18 protein-coding genes and 1 riboswitch are annotated in these 21,372 nt (G+C 34.4%); of the genes, 12 read left to right on the forward strand and 6 right to left on the reverse strand.

Translation table 11 applies throughout. From position 1 onward, the window contains the following. Positions 1–185: 185 nt before the first annotated feature. The 12 genes from rpsB to VB264_RS11755 all read left to right on the forward strand — a co-directional run bounded on the left by rpsB (position 186) and on the right by VB264_RS11755 (position 13,878). Positions 186–989 carry a 30S ribosomal protein S2 gene (gene rpsB, locus VB264_RS11700; RefSeq protein ID WP_323249546.1) on the forward strand — a complete coding sequence of 268 codons (804 nt, stop codon included), beginning with the start codon at positions 186–188 and terminating at the stop codon, positions 987–989. 221 nt (positions 990–1,210) lie between these two features. Next, a complete protein-coding gene (gene tsf / locus VB264_RS11705) occupies positions 1,211–2,044 on the forward strand; it encodes a translation elongation factor Ts (RefSeq protein ID WP_323249547.1) in 834 nt (277 codons plus the stop codon). 211 nt (positions 2,045–2,255) lie between these two features. Next, positions 2,256–2,864, forward strand: coding sequence for a PepSY-like domain-containing protein (locus VB264_RS11710; protein ID WP_323249550.1), 609 nt, complete (start codon positions 2,256–2,258; stop codon positions 2,862–2,864). A gap of 347 nt (positions 2,865–3,211) precedes the next feature. Then, positions 3,212–4,261 carry a hypothetical protein gene (locus VB264_RS11715; protein WP_323249552.1) on the forward strand — a complete coding sequence of 350 codons (1,050 nt, stop codon included), beginning with the start codon at positions 3,212–3,214 and terminating at the stop codon, positions 4,259–4,261. Then, positions 4,258–4,797 (forward strand): SdpA family antimicrobial peptide system protein, encoded by a 540-nt coding sequence (locus tag VB264_RS11720; RefSeq protein WP_323249554.1) that lies wholly within the window; start codon positions 4,258–4,260, stop codon positions 4,795–4,797. The genes VB264_RS11715 and VB264_RS11720 overlap by 4 nt, the downstream gene beginning before the upstream one ends. After that, positions 4,782–5,714, forward strand: a complete 933-nt coding sequence (locus VB264_RS11725) for a sporulation-delaying protein SdpB family protein (RefSeq protein ID WP_323249555.1) — start codon at positions 4,782–4,784, stop codon at positions 5,712–5,714. The genes VB264_RS11720 and VB264_RS11725 overlap by 16 nt, the downstream gene beginning before the upstream one ends. A 151-nt stretch (positions 5,715–5,865) precedes the next feature. Next, positions 5,866–7,068: an exonuclease subunit SbcD gene (gene sbcD / locus VB264_RS11730; RefSeq protein ID WP_323249557.1), complete on the forward strand. Its 1,203-nt coding sequence runs from the start codon at positions 5,866–5,868 to the stop codon at positions 7,066–7,068. 3 nt (positions 7,069–7,071) lie between these two features. Then, entirely contained in the window at positions 7,072–10,131 is a 3,060-nt protein-coding gene (locus VB264_RS11735) for an AAA family ATPase (RefSeq protein ID WP_323249559.1), read from the forward strand. Between the two features lie 48 nt (positions 10,132–10,179). Further along, entirely contained in the window at positions 10,180–11,142 is a 963-nt protein-coding gene (locus VB264_RS11740; RefSeq protein WP_323249560.1) for a hypothetical protein, read from the forward strand. Between the two features lie 2 nt (positions 11,143–11,144). Then, the gene (locus VB264_RS11745) at positions 11,145–12,014 is read left to right on the forward strand and encodes a hypothetical protein (protein ID WP_323249562.1); all 870 of its coding nucleotides are present in this window, start codon (positions 11,145–11,147) and stop codon (positions 12,012–12,014) included. Positions 12,015–12,023: 9 nt separating this feature from the next. Next, positions 12,024–13,001, forward strand: a complete 978-nt coding sequence (locus tag VB264_RS11750; RefSeq protein WP_323249563.1) for a glycosyltransferase — start codon at positions 12,024–12,026, stop codon at positions 12,999–13,001. A gap of 4 nt (positions 13,002–13,005) precedes the next feature. Beyond that, positions 13,006–13,878, forward strand: coding sequence for a glycosyltransferase family protein (locus VB264_RS11755; protein ID WP_323249565.1), 873 nt, complete (start codon positions 13,006–13,008; stop codon positions 13,876–13,878). Here VB264_RS11755 and VB264_RS11760 read toward each other — a convergent pair whose 3' ends face one another. The 6 genes from VB264_RS11760 to VB264_RS11785 form a co-directional block, all read right to left on the reverse strand. Then, entirely contained in the window at positions 13,879–14,532 is a 654-nt protein-coding gene (locus VB264_RS11760) for a hypothetical protein (protein ID WP_323249567.1), read from the reverse strand. It abuts the gene before it with no gap. Further along, complete coding sequence (locus tag VB264_RS11765) at positions 14,523–15,842, reverse strand: AAA family ATPase (protein ID WP_323249569.1); 1,320 nt, start codon at positions 15,840–15,842, stop codon at positions 14,523–14,525. The genes VB264_RS11760 and VB264_RS11765 overlap by 10 nt, the downstream gene beginning before the upstream one ends. A gap of 260 nt (positions 15,843–16,102) precedes the next feature. Continuing rightward, positions 16,103–17,038, reverse strand: coding sequence for an ABC transporter substrate-binding protein (locus VB264_RS11770; protein WP_323249571.1), 936 nt, complete (start codon positions 17,036–17,038; stop codon positions 16,103–16,105). Between the two features lie 78 nt (positions 17,039–17,116). After that, positions 17,117–17,704 carry a DUF6580 family putative transport protein gene (locus VB264_RS11775; protein WP_323249573.1) on the reverse strand — a complete coding sequence of 196 codons (588 nt, stop codon included), beginning with the start codon at positions 17,702–17,704 and terminating at the stop codon, positions 17,117–17,119. 60 nt (positions 17,705–17,764) lie between these two features. Then, positions 17,765–18,871, reverse strand: coding sequence for a YncE family protein (locus VB264_RS11780; protein WP_323249575.1), 1,107 nt, complete (start codon positions 18,869–18,871; stop codon positions 17,765–17,767). Positions 18,872–18,992: 121 nt separating this feature from the next. Beyond that, entirely contained in the window at positions 18,993–20,942 is a 1,950-nt protein-coding gene (locus VB264_RS11785; RefSeq protein ID WP_323249577.1) for a TonB-dependent receptor plug domain-containing protein, read from the reverse strand. Positions 20,943–21,052: 110 nt separating this feature from the next. Further along, positions 21,053–21,369, reverse strand: a riboswitch (cobalamin riboswitch). Positions 21,370–21,372: the final 3 nt, after the last annotated feature.

A 21,372-nucleotide genomic window follows, 5' to 3' on the forward strand; every position in this document is an offset into this window, starting at 1 on the left:
CTTCACTAATACTTACAGTGACCGATGTGTTAGTGATATATTTTTCATATTTTTTCATTTAAAAAATTGGTCGTTCAGCTCTTAATACGAGAAAAAATGAGGTTTTATAGTTTGAAGTGTTAAACCATTTTCAAATTTTCAAATCCCCAAATTTTCAAATCACAAAGGCTGATGACTGTCAGAAAATGGCACAATTAGAATACAAAAACCTTTTGGATGCTGGTGTTCACTTTGGACACATGACACGTAAGTGGGATCCAAGAATGGCTCCATACATCTTTATGGAGAAGAATGGTATCCACATTCTTGATTTGAACAAAACTTTAGCTTGTTTAGACGAAGCTTGTACTGCTATCAAAGCAGTAGTTCGTTCAGGTCGTAAAGTAATGTTTGTTGCTACAAAGAAACAAGCACAAGAAATTGTTTCTGAAGAAGCTCGTCGTTTGAAAATGCCATACGTAACTGACCGTTGGTTAGGTGGTATGCTTACAAACTTCGCTACTGTACGTAAATCAATCAAAAAAATGTCAACTATCGACAGATTATTGAAAGATGAAGTAACAGTAAAAGCTTTAGCAAAACGTGAGCGTTTGATGATGTCTCGTGATAAAGAGAAAATGGAAAGAGTATTAGGCGGTATTACTGACCTTACTCGTTTGCCAGCAGCTCTTTTCATTGTTGACGTTAAGCGTGAACACATTGCAGTAGCAGAAGCAAAAAGATTAGGTATTCCAGTTTTCGCAATGTGCGACACTAACTCGAACCCTGATTTAGTTGACTATCCAGTACCAGCTAATGATGATGCTTACAAATCAATCGCTTTGATTACTTTAGCAATTGGTAAAGCTATCGAAGAAGGCTTAATGGAGCGTAAACAAGATAAAGATGATGCTCGTTTAGCAGAGGAGGAAGAAGCGAAACGTTTAGCTGACGAAGAGGCAGCTAAAGAAGCAGCGAAAGTTGCGGCTAAATACGAGAAAGAAGATTAATAATAATTTGAAGATATGATAATCTGAGAAAGCCATAGGAACTATCTTTTTGTCATAACTTTATCATTATAATTTATCAAAATTGAGCAGCCCATGGAATTCTATGGGCTGTTCCTTTAAAAATTAACATTGAATTAGCGAATGCGGATTGCGATTTTAACGTAATAAATGCCAGTTCAATTTAGCAATCCGTAAATCCAAAATCTAAAATCAATAAAACGATGGCTATTTCAGCAGCAGACGTTAATAAGTTAAGACAAATGACCGGTGCGGGCATGATGGATTGTAAGAAAGCCCTTACTGAAGCAGGTGGTGATTTTGAAGCCGCTATTGATATTCTTCGTAAAGCAGGCCAAAAAGTGGCAGCTAAACGTGCAGACAATGCTACTAACGAAGGTGTAGTATTAGTTGCTATTAGCGAAGATGGAACAAATGGTAAATTAGTTGCTTTAGCTTGCGAAACTGAACCAGTTTCTAAAGTAGCAGATTTCAATGAATTAGCTGCTGCTTTATTAGCATCAGCAGTTGCTACAGATGCAGCAGATAAAGATGCTTTATTAGCTTCTACTTTAGCTGACGGACGTAACGCTCAAGAAGCAATGGTTGAATTAACTGGTAAAATTGGTGAGAAAATCAATGTAGCTGGTTATGAAAATATCACTGCTGATAAGGTTGTTTCTTATATCCACTCTAACAACAAAATCGGTGTTTTAGTAGCATTTACAAACGTAACAGGAACTGATGTTACTGAAGTTGGTAAAGATATCGCTATGCAAATCACTGCAATGAAACCAGTTGCTTTAGATAAAGACGGTGTTGATGCAGCTACTATCGAACGTGAAATCGAAATCGGTAAAGACCAAGCTCGTCAAGAAGGAAAACCAGAAGCAATGTTAGAAAAAATTGCAACAGGTAAATTAGAGAAATTCTACAAAGAAAACACTTTGTTGAACCAACAATTTGTAAAAGACGGTTCTATCAATATCAAACAATTGTTAGAGCAAACTCAAAAAGGATTAACTATCAGTACTTTCAAACGTATTGCTTTAGCATAATTTACTTTCGAGTAATAATATTAAGAAAAGGCTTCCAGCAATGGAAGCCTTTTTTGTTGCTATAATTTTAATATAATTATGTTTTTTCATGATAAGATTATATTTAAGTAGAATAATAAGTATTTTTACCTGCTATGCAACGCTTATGAAAATAGAGCTGTCTATGTAATTGTTAAGGTCAAATTTATTTAAACGTAAAAACCATTACACAATGAAAAAATTAATGTTTCTAATGACAGCTTTTATTGGTGTCATGTTAGCGAGTTGTTCAAAGCAAGAGGATTTAACGGCTTCGGATGATAATTATTCAGCGTTAGAAGTATCTGCTGCCCGTACGGCTGCTGTGACTGATACGGTTACCAAACAAAAATGTAAAGGAAATATCACAAGTATTGACCCAGCGGCTTTGCCAACTACTATCACTACTTATATTTCTACTAATTATGCAGGAGCAAGTATCAAGTTTGCTGGTAAGGATGCCCAAGGGCAGTATGTAGTAGGTGTTTCTTTAAATAATGTTGAAACAGGGCTATTGTTTGATGCCAATGGTGTATTTGTAAAAACACTTCAGCATTATGCTAAAAAAGCGAAACTAACAGAAGTAGATATTACTACATTGCCAGCTACGCTAACAAGTTATATTACTACTAATTACGCAAGTTATACTGTAAAACGTGCTGGTAAAGATGCTGATGGAAATATTTATGTAGCTATAAGTGATGGAACAAACCGTAAAGTACTTTTATTTGATGCGACTGGTGCGTTCAAACAAGCGTTAGAAACGCCACTACATAAAATTGTGAAACTTAAAAAACACTAGGATTTTAGTAAGACAAAATCCCTTATAATCATTGACTATTTCGATGTTATAAGAAGACTAATAATTCGACAGAAGAGGCTTTCAGCAATGGAAGCCTCTTCTGTTTTTATATGATAATTCAATAATAAAATCATGATTATGTGCTTAAGAAGTACATCTAAAATTATCATCATTAAATTATTAAAGATGAATAAAAGAATTAAAAGCGTAATAATTTATTCTAAATAATGTACCGTTAAATAAATTTAGATACCGCTCAATAATTTTCAGATTGTTCTAAATTCATTTATTTACAATTTTATGCCTAGTAATTATTGCTAAACAACATTATCAAAATCAATTAAATGATGAAAACAATCAAATCTGTAGTCCTTTATTGGGCGCTAGTCACATCGCTTGCGATAGTTAGCGGTTGTGAAAACAAAGGAAACTCCAATAATACCACCAAAGTGGATGGAGCAAAACTCTTTTCTGATATCATGTTTATCGAAGGAGACGCGAGTGTGAATATTCCTGAATTGAAAAAGATTCGAGATTATGCCGGTATCGACAAGTTTAACGCTGCTCAAAAGAAAACGTATGCTAAATACAAAGAATTTGTCATCGCAGATATTAAGAAGCAATCTCCCGAGTTTTTTGAGGAATTTAGAGCAATGGTACAAAGTGGCGACCCTGTATTAGTTCAAACAGCATTAAAATATGCAGGCGAGAAAATACTTGGCTCTACAAGTACCCTGATGCCTTTGCTTATTTTAAAAAGAAATCCCGAGCTAATAGATAGCCTTTATTCAAAAGAAGATAAAAAGAAATTAAGAGAATTGGCTGAAGTGTCTGATTTTGCCAAGTTAAAAGAGCTTCTTAATGTGCCCGACCCTGAAGGTAGGTTATTAAAAGGACTTATGACCAATAGGGTTACAAATCTCCAGATTAATCAGAACAGAATGGTGAATTTATTTCCAGGACCGAATACAAATAGTATGTTGGCTGTGAATAAAAACAGAAACTTTGATTTGAATTTTGATAGAGATATCAATTTCAATTTGAACACCAATAAAAACTTAAACTTACAGCTTGACAGAAATCTCAATCGTCTTCAAAATCTCAATTTTAATAGAAACATAGATGTAAATTTTAACAGATTAGCAGATATTGGAGCAGGCAGTTGGTTTAACGTGAACGAAAATGTGAATGAAAACAAGAATGTAAACGTAAACCAGAATGTAAATATCAATCAAAATGTGAATGTGCACGAAGCTGTTAATATAGCAGTAGCGGTAAATGTTGTGTTGTTTGCCATTGATAATACCCCTATGCCATCTGATCTTTTTGGAAAAGAGGTTTTATTTCAAGAGCAATTAGTGAAATCAATCACAAAACAATATCAATTCAGAATATGAGAGCCTTATATATCGTGGGGCAACTATTCGTGGTAATGTTTGTGATTCTGACAATGACAATCTCTTTGCCCCATAATCCATTGTCGATTTACAACACGGAGGTAACAAGTACTTTCCAGTCTTTTTTACCCGAAGGATGGGCATTTTTTACCCGTAATCCTAAAGAAGATGAAGTGATAATTTATTATAAAGAAAATGGTAAGTGGATACAAAATCCACTTACCCCACTTTCAAAACCGGGTAACTCATTTGGATTAAATAGACTTGTAAGAGCTCAATCTGTTGAAATGGCTATGATTATTCCTCAGCCATCTGAAAACGACTGGCAGCATTGTAAGGGAAATTTTGTTGATTGTATCAAAAAAGATACGACCAAAATAATAGAGGTTAGAAATATCTCTCCAATGCCTATTTTGAAAGATACAATAGCAATAGTAAGTTATTCTCCCGTTCCTTGGGCATGGTCTGAACTTAAAAAGAGTGAAGAGATGCCAGCTAAATATGTAATTCTAAAAGTGTTATGTGGCAAGAAATAGATAATCAAATCGAAAGAAAACTAAGCCTAAATATTTGGAGCAATGTTTATGGCTTAGGCAGGTCGCTTATTGCGTTGAGTGTTTTACTTACCTTATTAATGAATGATGTAAGTACGCTATTCAGACCAATATTGGGCGTTGATGATATACCAATGTGTAATGGATTAAGTGGGAAAATTAGTCTTTTTTGCCTATTATCCAATAACCTTGAATTAGCAAGATGGATTAGTATCGTCATTTTATTTGTAGTAACAATCGGTTGGAGACCTAGAATCATGGGGGTGTTACATTGGTGGATAAATTATAGTTTAATTTCATCAGCTCCATTGGTAGATGGTGGTGAACACGCCGCTACAGTAATTAGTTTTTTATTAATTCCAATTACTTTAACAGATAGTCGTTTATGGCATTGGGAAACTGCCGAGAATCCGAAGGTTGGTGCTAAATATAGATATAAGCACTTAGTGGCTTCTATTTTTTATGATTTAGTGAGAATACAAGTAGCAGTTATTTATTTACACTCGGCCGTTGGCAAATGTAGTGTATTAGAATGGCAAAACGGAACAGCGCTTTATTATTGGTTTACAGACCCAATGTTTGGAATGGCGAATTGGCTTAAACCTATCGTACTACCAGTGTTACAAAATCCGTTCTCATTAACGATTATCAATTGGTGGGTAATTATCCTAGAATTTTTGCTTTTTGCAGGATTATTCATGAGTAAAAATAATAGAGGTACGATATTATTTTTAGGAATATTATTTCATGTTTTAATAGGCTTTGTACATGGCTTAGTAAGTTTTGCTTTAATCATGATTGGTGCGCTAATCTTATTTTTACGACCTTTTGAGTATGAGTTTTCATTTAAGTTTAGCAAAATTAGCTTTTTCAAGCTCTTTAATTTGAGTAATACATAAGGTTTTTAAGGCAAACTGATTTTTATAAACCCCACAACTATTGAACATTTCAATATCGTGGGGTTTATGCTTTTATAAAGCCTATTGATTTTTAAGCTATAATTCAATTAAGAGGCGTATTTTTGCATTCTTTAAATAAGAATGACATTCCATGAAAATTCTGCATACTGCCGATTGGCATTTGGGTAAAAAACTCCATAAATACGACCTTCACGAAGACCATCAACTGTTTTTGGACTGGCTGATAGCCACTATCCAAGAACGAGAGATTGATGTCTTATTAATTGCTGGGGATATTTTCGACCTTGCCAATCCTCCTGCCGAAGCCAGAATGCTATATTATTGGTTTTTACGACAAATGATTGTACAGAAATGCAAAATCATTATTACGGGTGGAAACCACGACTCTGTGTCAATGCTAAATGCACCAAAGGATATTCTGGCGATGTTGGATGTTATCGTTATTGGCGGTGTTACGCCCAATATTGAAGACCAAATAATTGATTTAAAGGAGGTAATTGTTTGTGCTATTCCTTATTTGCGGGATGCGGATTTGCGTCAGCCAGTGGAGGGAGAAACGCCCTCAGGACGTATTGAAGCAGTACGGAATGGTATTAAAAATCATTATGACCAATTAGCTAATATATGTCATGAACGTTTCCCAGGGATACCTGTTATCGCTATGGGGCATTTATATGCAAATGGTTCTATCGGGTCTGAATCTGAACGAGAAATCCAGATAGGTAATCTGGCTTCTTTTGAAGGAAGTGATTTTTCTGAGCTACTTGATTATGTAGCATTAGGACACATACATCGACCACAGAGAGTGTCAGGGAAAGAACATATTCGTTATTCTGGGTCGCCGATAGCGTTGAGTTTTAGTGAAAAAAGTGATTTGAAGGTTATTACTGAATTGGAAGTGAAACATGGTAAAATTACGCGGATAGAAGATATTCTTATTCCTAAAAACAGGTTATTAAAGAAAATAAGCGGAGATTTTGAAAAGGTGAAAAGTCAACTGAGTAGTTTTCAAAATGAATGCCTTTTGAAAGCATTTTTAGAAATAGAAGTAATTGAAGAATTGCATAACCCGCTTTTAACAAGAGAGTTGAATGACATCATAGCCGTTTTTGAAGACGACAATGCCATTGTGCTGAAACATAGAATTACGTTTAAAAATGAAGTACAAAGTACCGAAGAGCTTTTTTATGAAGGAGAACACATTGATGATATCAATGAAACCGAGATTTTAAAAAGAAGATTGGAAAAAGAAAGCGGACTTTCAGAAGAACATCAGGCTTTATTGATGGAAGCTTTTACGGAATTATTACAAAAAGTTAAGGAGGAGAATTAGGCGATGAAAATCAATAAAATATATTTAAAAAATATCAACTCTTTTAAAGGAGAGCATAGTATTGATTTTACGGCAAGTCCACTATCAACAGCTGGGCTTTTTGCCATTGTTGGCCCAACGGGAGCGGGGAAATCTACCTTGCTTGATGCCATCACTTTGGCATTGTTCAACCGAGTACCAAGATTTGATAAAAAGATTTCTAAGGATTTAGTGGGTTCTGGCGGGTCAATTCTGACTCGTGGGGAAAAAGAATGTGTCGTTGAAGTAGAATATGTTTGTAAGTCGGGGGTATATGTGTCTAAATGGTGGATAAATGTCAATAGAAACAATAATCTGAATGATTATGGCATGGAGCTAATTGATAAAGCCAAAGACCAGATTATTACCAATAAAAAAACAGATGTACCTGATAAAAACCAAAGCCTGATAGGGTTGAATTATGATCAATTTGTAAAATCAATTTTGCTTTCGCAAGGTGAATTTTCAAAGTTTTTGAAGTCGGGGAAAGACGAGCGTGGAAAATTGCTGGAAGATATCACGGGTATGCAAATTTATCGCTTATTAGGTAAAAAAGCTTTTGAAATTAATAATGAAAAAGGTGGAGAATTAAAGCTTAAGCGTAATCAAATAAAAAGTGTTTCAGATAAATTAGTAGCCAAAGAGATTGCTGAAAACTGGGAAAAAGATTTACTTGAAAAAGAATTATTGATTAGTCAGGCGAATGAAAATATTGAAAAAACTTCAGAAAGTATTCGAGTAAAAAATGCCTTGGCAATCATCAATCAAGAAATATTTCAGAAGGAAAAAGATTTTGTTAGTACGAAGGCTATTTGGCAACAATTTGAAACGGAGAAGCTACCAATATTACAGCAACACCAACTTGTTGAACCTTTCAGAGAGCAGATTGCACAGGTAAAGAATGATGAAAAAGAACTTGTAAATCTGCAAAATAGGCAAGAAACTCAAACGAAGGATTTACTTAATAATCAAGAGGCATTTAAACAAAACCTAGAAGCCATTGCAGCGCTGACTAAACAAGAAGTAGGAGCAGAGAATGCACGTGAGGTATTGTTAGAGTATCGTAGAAAAGTAACGGAATTAATGCGTGAGTTGAGCGAACAAGAAGGTACATTGAAGGCTAAGCAACAGCAAATTAACGAGTCAATATCCTTCCTGAGAATTCCTCAATTAAGTAGTTTGTCAGTCAATCAATTGGCTGATAGTTCTTTAGTACTTATTCAATCGGTCGCACAGGCACAGAAAGTACAGATGGAAAAATGGTATGAAATTGCTGAGATTTCATCACCAGAAGAAATAGAAGAAAAAGGATATCGGTTAGAGTTTGAGGTGAAATTGTACCATCAACTAAACCAATTGATTAGTGAGTATAGTAACCTAAAGACGCTTTTTAATGAAGCTGAAAAAGAGGAGAAAAACCAGCTTGAAAGCCAAAATTTAAACACGCTTGTTCTTGAAAAAAAACAAACCTTACTAGCTACACTTATTAAGAAAATAGAGCAGTTAGAAAGTGAAAAAGAACGTTTAGGAAAGTCTTACAATTTTGAAAAAGATAGAGCTACGTTGTTGAAAAAAGACGAAGCTTGTCCGCTTTGCGGTTCGTTGGAACATCCTTTTCTGAGCCACTATGCTAATAATTATGTGGAGATAGACCAAGACTTAAAAGCTCAGAAAATAGCAGAAAAAGGATTAAGCAATGAAGTGAATATTTTGACAACACAAATAGCTTCAGCACGACAAATTGAAATAAAAGAACAACAGAAAAAGCAAGGATTTCAGGATAAACTAACTGAAAAGCATGTAGAAATAACGGATATAAAACAGAATTTACAGCTAGATAAAGTAGGGAACAGGACGTGGGTGCAAGACCAAATAAAATTGAAAGAAGGGCAAACAGAAGCTTTGAACCTATTGGTAAAGTCTGCTAAAGTATTAGAAGATTTAAGGACTTTACACAAAATTGTAAAAGAAACAAAAGGTTTTCAAGAACAGAAAAATACCCTTCTTGATACCATTAAAGGTTTATATGCTGGCAAGAATATCAATAATGATTGTGATATACTACAACAACAATTCTCTGAATTACAAACAAAAATCACTGCTAATCAACATATAATTCAGCAACTTCGTACAGAAATTAAAGAAAAGAGTGAAGCGGTAAAAGAAGTACAAGATGAATTGTTGAAGGCTTTGCAGAGTTTAGGTTTTACCGGTGTAGAGGAAGCTCAAAAACAATTGCTTTCTGTAGAACAAAGTAAAAGCTTGCGTGATGAACAAGAAAAACTCAGAACAAGAATAACAGTTTTAGAAAACGAATTGAAGAGTAAAAGAATAGAGTTTGAACAAAAACAGCAAGAAGATAACCCAAGAATAGGCTTGGAAGAGCTTATAGCATTTAGTAAAACTTTGCAAGAACAGCGAAAAGCAGTGGCTGATGAAGTGGTAGATTTAAGGGTAAAAATACAGTCTCAGAACACGCTTTTCAACGAAGTGTCAGTTTTAACACAAGAAATTGTGTTCTTAGAAAAATCTAATTTGAAGTGGGAATTATTAAACCGATATATTGGAGATGCAGAAGGGAAAAAATTTAGTACATTTGCACAAGGCTTGACATTAACGAGACTGGTGGCTTTATCTAATCGACGATTAGCGGAGCTGTCAGATAGGTACTTATTGGACAAACCCGCTGAGAATGAGGATGATGAACTCATGATTGTTGACCAGTATATGGGAAATGAGCGTCGTTCGGTAAAAACACTTTCGGGTGGAGAGACCTTTATGGTGAGTTTATCATTGGCATTAGCCTTATCAGATTTGGCCTCTAAGAATGTAAAACTTGAAAGTCTTTTTATTGATGAGGGTTTTGGTACCCTCGACCCCGAAACGCTTGATTTGGCGTTGAGTACTTTAGAAAAACTACAGCAAGAAGGACAAAAGAATATAGGGATTATTTCACACGTAGAATCAATCAAAGAAAGAATTTCAACCCAAATAAAATTGGAGAGAAATAATAGAGGTTTTAGTAAAATAGAAATAAAAAGTTAGCTTTTTGTAAACTTAAATATTTGATAATCAACATTCATTTACAGAAAGATGAAACATATACTTTTTATTTCACCTACTACGGCAGCCAATATTTATCAAGTTATATTAGACGAATTCAATTTATATCAGAATAGTATAAAAACGGATTTTTTATCCAATGTTTCGCCAAGATATAGATATCGAAATAAAGGACAACGGATAATAAATTTTCTGTCAAAAATATTTTTAAACAGAAATATTAAAGAAGTTTATCATCGTAAAATAATGCAAAAAAGGTTTGATAGACTTGAAAATCACTATGATTTGATTTTTGTGATAAGGCCTGATTTACTAACCAATGCAGAATTGTCAATTTTAAAGCGTAAAACCACCAAGCTGATAGCTTATTATTGGGATACGATGTCTTTTTTCCCAAGAAAAAAAGATATTATGACATATTTTGATAAAGTCTATTCTTTTGACCTTGAAGATTGCAAAACATATAACCTAGAATTGCTTACTAATTTTTACTATTTTGAGCCTCAACCCGTACCTATAGATAAAACAGTATTTTGTATTTCACATCTTGAAAAAAAACGATTTGAAATGTTTAATGCTATGGGTAAATATTTGGAAGCAAAGAAGATTAGCTATCGTTTCCTAACTAGACAATCGAAGGAAAAATTGAAAAGCCCCTATATAGAGTATTTAAAAGAATCTATACCTTATCAAGAAATGTTGAAATTGCTGAATCATTACGAAATAATTCTAGATATAGCAAAGCCAAATCAACATGGGCTTTCTTTTAGGATATTTGAAAGTTTAGGAATGAATAAAAAAATTATTACAAATAATCAATCAGTGAAGGCCTATGATTTTTATCATCCTAACAATATTATGGTAATAGATTTTAATAAGTTAGATATTCCAGAGGCATTTTTCAAGACACCCTACAAGCATATTTCTGATGAAATAAAACTGAAATATCATTTAAAGTTTTTTGTAAAAAAAGTCCTGAGTAATCTTAACTAATTATGAATATTTTATACTTGGTTTTCGGTGAAGAGCAACGAAACCATACCCAAGCATATTTTTCTATTTGTTCATTTCTGAGCCAGATGAGCACTTCAGATAGAATTTATATTCTAACTGATGCTCCAAGGTATTATCAGCGCGTATCAGCGCGAGTGAATATTGTAGAAATCAGCAAGGGCTTGTTGGAAGAATGGGAGGGAGAGTATAGTTTTTTTTGGAGGGTAAAAATTAAAGCGATTGAATATATCTGTTCTATTCATCCTGATGAAGATGTACTTTACTTAGATACAGATACTTTTTTATATGCTGATATAAGGCAATTAAAGGCTAGCTTAAAGCATCCTCTGATGCACTTGAATGAAGGGAAACTTTCGACCCTCAAAAGTAAAACTGAGAGGCTTATGTGGAGACAAGTAGGCAAAAAATCTTTTGGAGGAGTAGTTATTCATTCAGAACATTGTATGTGGAATGCAGGTGTTGTAGCTTTACCAGCACCAATAGGGATGAATATTGTAAAAATGGCGTTGATTATATGTGATAATATGCTTTTAGCAAAAGTCAGTAGAAGATTGATAGAGCAATTTGCTATATCTGTAGCAATGTCTGAATTTGGAGAAATTAAGCCAGCTAGTAGCAGTATTGGACATTATTGGGCAAATAAATTTGAATGGAATGAAGTAATTCAAAGATTTTTAGCCGATTCATTTCTATCTTCTCGTTCTTTTGAACAAGATATAGAGGTTGTTAGTAAATGGGATTTTGCTAAAATACCCATTCAAAAAAGAATACCTAATACGCAAATTCGTTTAAAAAAAATAATAGAAAAATTGTTTCCTACTGAAGATATTCAGCGTGTGAAAACTCGATAATAGCTTAGCATGAATATACTTATTCAACATAATGCCTTATTGCCAGTTAGTCAATATGGAGGGACAGAGCGGATGGTTTGGTGGTTAGGTAAATACTTAAATGAATTAGGACACAAGGTTACTTTTTTAGTAAAAGAGGGTTCTAGTTGCCCTTTTGCCAAAGTATTACCATATGATGAGAATAAGAGCATCAATGAACAAATTCCTAATGATATTGATATCGTACACCTAAATTCTACTTATGAAGCCACTCAAAAGCCTCAAATAGTTACTGTTCATGGTAATCCCCATAATTCCGAAAAATTAGCAATTAATACCGTTTTTGTATCTAAAAACCATGCAGAACGCCATGGTGGAGAAGCCTTTGTATATAACGGAATCGACTTTGATGAATATGGAAAGCCAGATTTTAACCTTCCACGAAAACATCTTCATTTTTTAGCAAAAGCTGCTTGGCGTGTGAAAAATGTAAAAGGGGCAATTGAGATTGCCAAACGGAGTCATCATAAATTAGTGGTAATGGGTGGCAGTCGCTTAAATTTCAAAATGGGTTTTCGTTTCACGCCCGACCTCAATGTACGGTTTCATGGGATGATAGGAGGACAAGAAAAATTACAAATATTGAACCAATCCAAAGCCTTGCTTTTCCCAGTTTTATGGCACGAGCCATTTGGTTTGGCCATTGTTGAGAGCCTTTATATGGGTTCAGCGGTGTTTGGTACCACTTATGGGTCATTACCTGAATTGATTCATCCAGAAGTAGGATTTCTGTCAAATCATCAACATGAATTGGTAGAACAACTCAAGAATGTTGACCATTTTTCGCCTAAACTTTGTCATGAATATGCGCAAGATGTATTTTCGGCAAAGGCAATGACCGAGAAGTATATTACTTATTATGAAACAGTTTTAGCTGGAAAACCACTTAATTCACAAACACCAAAGGCTTTGGAGAGCTATCCAAAATTTCTGCCTTTTTCTGAATAACGTTATGAAAATATCTGGATTTACTTTTGTTAGGAATGCTATAAAATTTGATTATCCCATTGTGGAAGCCATTACTTCAATATTGCCAATTTGCGATGAAGTAGTAGTAGCCGTGGGAAATTCAGAAGATGCCACATTAGCGTTGATACAAAGTATAGATTCGCCAAAAATAAAAATAATAGAAACCGTTTGGGATGATTCGCTTCGCAAAGGTGGACAAGTACTTGCCGTTGAAACAGATAAAGCCTTAGCTGCTGTTTCGCCTGATGCTGATTGGTGTTTTTATATACAAGGGGATGAAGTAGTACATGAAAAATACCTGCCTGTTATTAAAAAAGCCATGCAGGATAATTTGCATAAAACTGAAGTAGAAGGTTTGCTGTTTAACTATACACATTTTTATGGTTCATACCGTTATGTAGGTAATGCACATCGCTGGTATCGACGAGAAATCAGGGTGATTAGAAATACAGGTAAAGTACATTCCTATAAGGATGCACAAGGTTTTAGAACGGTAGATAATCAGAAATTAAAAGTAAAATTAATTGATGCTTATATCTATCATTATGGTTGGGTAAAACCCCCAGAAATCCAGCGTGAAAAAATGAAAAGTTCGATTAATTTTTGGGGAGAGGGGCACGATGTTGATAAAATCAAGGAGGTGCTCGAAGCATTTGATTATTCAGAAATAGATTCATTAACACTATTTGATGGCACACATCCTGCCGTTATGCAAGCCAGAATTGATAGTGTAAATTGGATGTTTGATTATGATATTCACGAAAAAAAACTTAGCTTAAAAAACCAACTAAAAATGACAATTGAAAAGCTAACAGGCTATAGAATTGGCGAGTACAGGAACTATAAGATGGTTTGATTAAGGCTTGAGTCGTTCATAAAACTCATCAAGGTTTTCACAAGGAATAAGTATGGTATCTTTAAAATTGGCAAAAACATCTTTTCTTATATTCTGTACGTTGTCACTGAACATTTCAAAGATTTGATATTCAATTGGGGTAGAATAATTAGCTAAAAAATCGAGTGAAACGGCAATTGATTCGATGGAATTTTTTTTTGGAGATATATCCGTTACTACTATAAAATATTTATGGACATCTATGTATTTTATTCTTTCGGTTGGGGAATATTGAAACTCCTTACTTGAAATAATCAAATTCATAATGGTATCAGCACTATCATAAATTTTAGTCAATAAATCATACTTCTCAATTTGTTGTTGAGCTTTTCTAATATCTGATGGGGGATTAAAACGTAGAAATTGCTTAAACCCTTTCAGCTCAATAAAATCTATTCTTTCAAGGCGAGGAATTATTTTTATTGCATCACAAGATTTGACTGTGACTAAGCCTTTTACTTTTACGATATACTCTTTCGTTCTATCGAAGTCAATCACTTCTGTGATTGATGAAGAGCAGCATGATTTGTCTAATTGAGCGATTGTAGAAGAATGAAAGAAATTATATTTGTATCCATCCTCATATAATTTGTTTAAAAATACTTCTATTGCCATAGTAATTCTTGTAGAGGTTCTGATAGTTTTTGGAACAACTTATTCAAATCTTTACTTACGTCCACTATTTCAGAATTATTAGTTTCAGGATTTTTTTCAGCGAGATAGAATGAGGTATTGCCCTGAATATCATTTTTTTTGCTAAATGTATTTAAAGCCTGAATCATATAAGGGCTATGAGATGTCACTAATATTGATATATCATTTTTGACGAGTTCAATAATTAGGTTTGCGTATTCTACTTGCCATTTTGGGTGAAGGTGTGTTTCAGGTTCATCTAAAATTAAAAGACTTCGATTATTTAAAATATTTGATTTTAGCAAGAGTTGTATTACTCCAAATGACCTTATGCCAGATGCAGTATTTACCGGCCTAATGGCATCATTCTTTTGAGTTAAATATTTGAAATCACTTTGTTCTTTTTCAAAAGAAAACTCTCCACCAATAGTTTGCGAAATAGTATCAATTATTGAGTTTGAAGAAAATAAATTAGGGGCATAATATTCAGCTGTTTTAATCTTTGACACTAAATCTTTTAAGTGCAGTGATACTTTGTTGGACGAATAGTTTATATTACTTAAATCGTCAATATAATCAAATAGTGTTTGAGCTGAATTTATAATGTCGTGCAATTGTAAAACAATAGACGTCTCTATGAAAGTGACCTCATTGAAGAAAAATTCATCATAAAGGTCAAACCGTTTAATAGAATTATTCTCTATCTCTATTTCAAAAATTTTATTGCTAGATTCTTCCAAATATAAGCGAGATTTGTAAGAATTATTTTTAGGTGAGATCTCAGCATAAAACTCTGAAAAAAATGCTTGGCTAAGAGCTTTTTTTATCGTTTCACTTCTATCTTCTTCACGAAGAAACTCTTCTTTTATTAGTAAGAGTTTCTTTATTAAGCTTTTCTGGTCATCTTTTGATACATCAAAACTATAAATGATATATTCTTTTGCGAGAAATAAATCGTCTAACTCTTTATTGATAAGAGTAATACTAAAACCATTTGAAAATACTTTTAGCTCTCTTAGAAACCTTGGTGGATAAAATGCGATTCTGATTTCTTCATTAACTTTAGTAATTCGTCTTATTGAAAAGTAAAGGTTTTCAATAAGACGAGTGATATTCTGCTCCTTACCAACATAAAGGTCTTGTTCAAATCTACTAATACCTTTAACGATAGCGAATAGAAGCTTTCCTACGGTACTCTTTCCTGTATCATTTTCCCCTCCGATTACTGTCAAGCCATTGAGATTAATGGATGCTTTATGAATCGAACTCGTATTTTCTATATGGAATTGCATAGTTATAAAAAAATGTTTAAGTCAAAGATAAATAAAAAAATAATACCTAGAAGGTTTCATGAGATGGAACGCGTAAATCATTTAGCTTTGCTAAGCTTTTGTTCTAATCTAAAACGACTTAAGTAAAATACAATGTATTTACCCAAATTATTCTTCATAATAGACAATTTAATACTGCACAAAAAAAGCCTGAAACTTTCGTTCCAGACTTTAGATAGATTAGAGGGAGTTTTCTTAGATGAAGAAACATAATTCAAAAATTATGTAACTAGAGTTTGATTAAAAATAGGGTAAACTTTATGAACTAGGTGTTGGGGAATTGTGAAAAGTGTAGGATGAAATAATGCTGCCAAAATTTCAATACCATTTACTAAGGTCGATGCACTGGGCTGGGTAAACAAATCATAATCAAGTACAAAAACGGCTTTATTTTGAACTGCCCTTAGGTTTTCCCAACCGCTTTTTATGGTTAATAAATGCAATTCTTCTATACTTCTTTGCGTATCAAAACCGCAAGGAGCAATGATTAATACTTCGGGGTCGTACTTCAATATTTTTTCCCATTGGGTTACAATACTGTCTCCCGAAGGATTACTTAACATATCCACTCCACCTGCATAAGCAATTTGATGAGGAATCCAGTGTCCGCAATTATATATTGGTTCTATCCATTCCAACAACATTACTCTTTTGGGTAAAGCTCTATGTTCTCTGAGTTTGTCAATAACATTATCAATTCTCATTTGAAGCTTCGCCAAGTGCTGATACGCAGCTTCTTCTCTACCCAACGCTGTAGCAATGGTAATTACTGTCTGAAAAACATCTTCTAAGCTTTGTGGGGTAAGGGTAACAACCAGAGGCGTTTTCTCAAGATTATCAATTACTGCTTGCGTACATTTTGTATCAATCTGGCATACTTCACAAACATCTTGCGTAATTACTACATCGGGAGCTATGGCTTGTAATTTATCTTCTTCTACATAATACAAGCTTTTCCCTTGAGCTTTAGACGCTGAAAAAATTTTATCAATTTCAGTACTCGAATAGTCTTTCCCTTCTAGCACACAACGCACCAAAATTTCATTTTCAGTTCTTGAAGTTGGCGGACATTCAAAGGTTACGCCATAGAGTAAGTCTTGCAAACCCATGTCGTAAATCATTTGCGTTGCGGCTGGAAGAAAAGAGACGACTTTCATAATGAGTGATTTGTGATTGGTAATTTAGTGATTAGAAGTAGAGATAATTGCCAAATGAAATACGAAATTCCACATCTATTAGGCTTTTGCCAAGCTTGGAAAACGAACTTGTAACAATTCAAAACTGCCAAAAAGCAAGGCTGAGTAGGCAAGTGTTCCTACCAAAAAGTTTTTCATAAATGGAAAACCTTGTATAAGGCATTGTTGTAAGCCTGCCCAATCCCGCGTTAATGGTAGGTTTGTTCTCAAGTCTGTACCTCCGCCAATCCAAACGGTTAAATCTGCCAAAACCCAATGTGAAACCGAAGCAATCACCGCTGCTAATACAATATTCTGCACATTGATTTTCTGGAGTATTATTCTGCCGAACAATACAACGATTGCAAAAATGCCGTAAATCCAATACCAACCCTCATACATCATTCCATATTTACCTTGAAAAATTACCTTATTGATTACAATATCGCTTACTAATATTGTAAGAAGAGGAAATGCAAATGCCTTCCATCGACTAGTAAAATATGCTCCACCAAAAAGCCCCATAGCACCTAGTGGTGTATAGTTAGCAACAGGCGTAAGCTGTGCCGAGTTGGCAATTCTTAACAAGGCAATGGCTAGTATGAAGCAAAGCAAGGTTAAAAAGCGAGGGTTGATAGTTTGTTTCATACTTGGATAGTTGTTTCATACATTGGTCAACTTTTAAAGGTTGACCAATCTGAAGATGAATTATTTTAAAATAAATCCTACAGGATTTATTTCAGCTTTTAAAGAATCAATTAATGTTCCATTTGGTTGGTATCTGAATACATACCCCGCTTGCTTATAAGAAGGGGTAAAACCAGCGTAAATGTTACCCGTAGCAGGGTCAGTTGTTAAACCTGTAAATAGTTTATTGATGAATGGCTTTGCTGTAGAAATACTAGCATCATTAATATTAAAACTATAAGTTTCTCCTTTAGCTTTCCAGTCATCAGCAGGGTCTTCATAAGAATATACAAATAGAATAGTATTTTTATCTTTATTGAAAGTAAAACTTTTAGCCGATTGATCAAGAGTACTCTCTGTAGCAAAAGCAGTACGACTTTCGACTGTCTTAGTACTTAGGTTGAATTTTACAAATTTTTCACCTGCATAGAACCATAATTTACCATTTGCATCTGTACCAATCAAGCGAGGGTTAGAACCTATTTCTACTGTTTGAGAAACAGCATCTGTTTGAGTATTGATAATAGAAATATTTTTTGTCCCACTGTAAGTAGTTGACGAAACAATCACCTCATTGCCAATAGCAACCATTTTGTCTGCACCTTGTTGAACCGTAATTTTTTTGGTTATTTTATTTTTAGTTAAATCAATTACTAATACAGTACCAGGCTTATAAGAATAATCAGCATTAAAAGTATCCCAACAAGAAATATATGCTTTATTAGTCCCAGCCTTTATCACAGCACTAGGGTTTTCAACCATATTAGAATCTATTTTTGCTATAGCTTTGAAAGTACGAGCATTTACGATTTGGATATAGTCTTTTCCAGCAGTTTGATTATCTACTAAGATTACCCCTGAACCATCAACATCTGCGTAGTCAGCTACTCCACCAGCCACTGAATTAAGATTTTCCTTCTGGAAAATATCAAAACTACTAACTTTGGTAGTGGGGTTGATGAACGTGATTGAGCCATTGTTATCCGTGAAATTGCCTCTATTTACTACAAAAATACCAGTATCATAAGGTTGAGAAGGTTCAGGTTCTGAGGTTGAATTACAAGCATTTAATGACAAGAACAACGTGCTTGCCACTAATGAGCGAATGATAATAGAATTAAATTGCATTGTTTTAATGGATTAAAATTGAAAAAAATATTTTTTTGGACTTCAGCTTTCGGTCGTCGGCTTTAAGTATTAATGCTTTCATCTGAAAGCTGATAGCCGATGACCGAAAGCCTATCAGATGCTAAATATTAAAAACTAACCCCAGTGAAAAGCCTCGCCCGGGCATGGCTTTTTTCTTCACACTTGGATACACAGTATCTGTTAGATTATTCATTTGAAAGAGTAAATTAGCTTGTGTTTTCCCTACGTATATTTTCCCTGAAATAGTAGCATTCAATATAAAATATGGAGGAAAAGGACGACCAGAATGATCAAAAGTGATATAACGTTCGGAGTTATATAAGCCTTGAAAATTTAATGTCCAGTTTCCTTTACCTACATAGGCAGTCCCCGAAACGGTATGCAGAGGCACATAAATCATTTGCTTGCCGATAATGTCTTCGGTATAAGCAGCATACATTTTTTGTTGAGAAACATGGGTATAAGCATAAGTAGTGGTAATACCCGCTAGCATTTTCCCTTTGAGGTATTTTATATTGCCCGTAACCTCAAATCCTTTTGTTAGTACCTGCTGTAGGTTTTCCACACGATATCCTTTGTCAGGGTTCCAGTAGGTCCAATTATCAATTAAATTATGATAGGCATTTACGCCTAGTGAGGTATTAAGTTCTTCGGAAATTACTTGTTTCCAATTAATACCTACTTCTTTGTTGAAACCACTTTCGGGTTGAATATTTGGATTCCCAAGTGTTTTCCAGTAACGCTCATTAAGGGTCGGTAAACGATAACTTCTCGCTACATTACCTGTGACCGCCATTTGGCTTTTCTTGGCAGAAAGCAATAAGTATTCAATCCCTAACGAGGGCGTAAAGGGAGCTTGATAACGATTTGAAAAAGCTTGACGAAGATTAAGTGAAGCCGTTAGCTTGTCAGTGAATTGATTACGGATGAGTGCAAATATATCTTGACGGTTTTCGCTAATGGCACCACTGTCATAGCCATCTACATGGGCAACATAATGCACAAACTCTCCACCTATTTTGATATTAGTATTCCATCGTGAATTTGCCTTTTTATAGCTAATTTCATGTTCGGCACGAGCAATGTAACGATCTGTTTCAGAATGACTAGGTGCTGAAAAATCGCCAGTGCCATAGTCAATAATGTCTTTTACAAAGCTCATTTTTACATTCGTATTACCGAATTGATAGGAAGATAGAAACCGAGAAGCTTTGGTTTGGGTAATTTCTCGGTAGTCAATTATATCAGGTTGAATACTTAGTTTGTTGTCGGTCAACCAAATATTCAACGAGAGCAGGTTTCCGTTCTGTTGTTTTAGGTACAAATCTTGAATTAACCCCTTCTGTGCAGTTTCAGATGGTTCAATCTGATAAGTTCTTCCTATATTATCTGTTCTTTCTGTTTCTGAAAAATGGTTATTGTACATACTACCATATAGCAACGTTTTGCCTGAAAGTTGTAAGCCATTTTTAGTGTTGCTGACAAATCTTAATCCTATTTGACCATTATAATTATCAAAACTTCCGTATTGACCACCTACTGTAAGATTTACGCCAGGTTTTTTCCATTGTGGAACAGAACCCAATAATATACTCCCACCCACAGCATCAGAACCTACACAAGAAGCCGCCGAACCGTATTGGATAGCCATTTGGTCGAAGCCTAAGAGTGGCACAGTAGAAAAATCTGTTTGCCCAGCCATAGGGTTATTGATGTTCAGACCGTTCCAAAGTACGGCTGTGTGCATGGCAGAAGTGCCTCTGAAAGAAATACTAGTTAACTGACCATTTCCATAACTTTTGAAAGTAATGGGCGATTGGTATTGCAGGAAATCTGCTAAGGTTTGGTATTGAAAACGAGCTAAAGTAGTTGAATCTATTTTTTTAACTTTCAAGCCAGCCATAAAATGCTCGTTTGAGAAGCCTGTTACTTTTACTTCATCAATCTGTCTGTTAGAAATTTCTTGGGCATAGCAATGTAAGGATACAAATATCCAGATGAGCGAAAATATAGGCTTACAACGTAACAAATACGTGAAAATAGCAGACATAACCTGAATAGTTAGGTCTTGACCTACGGAAATAAACCGAAAAAATTGACCAAGAAAGTTTAAAAGAAATAATCGAACGCTCAATGATGCTTATCCTCCGTAAGCAAACAATTAAGAATGATTTAATGGCAGGTCTCCTGACTTGTTTCATCATTACCTTGACCTTCCCAATTCATTTAGTGATTTAGTGATTTAGCGATTTTAGTGATTAATAAGCCAATTGATTTTAGGATTATTGTTGAATTTCTTCATTCACTCAATCATTCATTCACTCAATCACCATTAAACCAGTGGTTATCGAAGTGTGGTAATAATTTTATTGAAACTTACAGTTGCGGGGACAGTTCAGGACTTAAAACCTGATTCCCTATTAAGCTTTAAACTCATATAGAAACGAGCCTAATGCACCATAAACTGTTGCAAAGGTAGT

It is taken from the genome of Arcicella aquatica (assembly GCF_034928825.1).
Lineage (GTDB): Bacteria > Bacteroidota > Bacteroidia > Cytophagales > Spirosomataceae > Arcicella > Arcicella aquatica.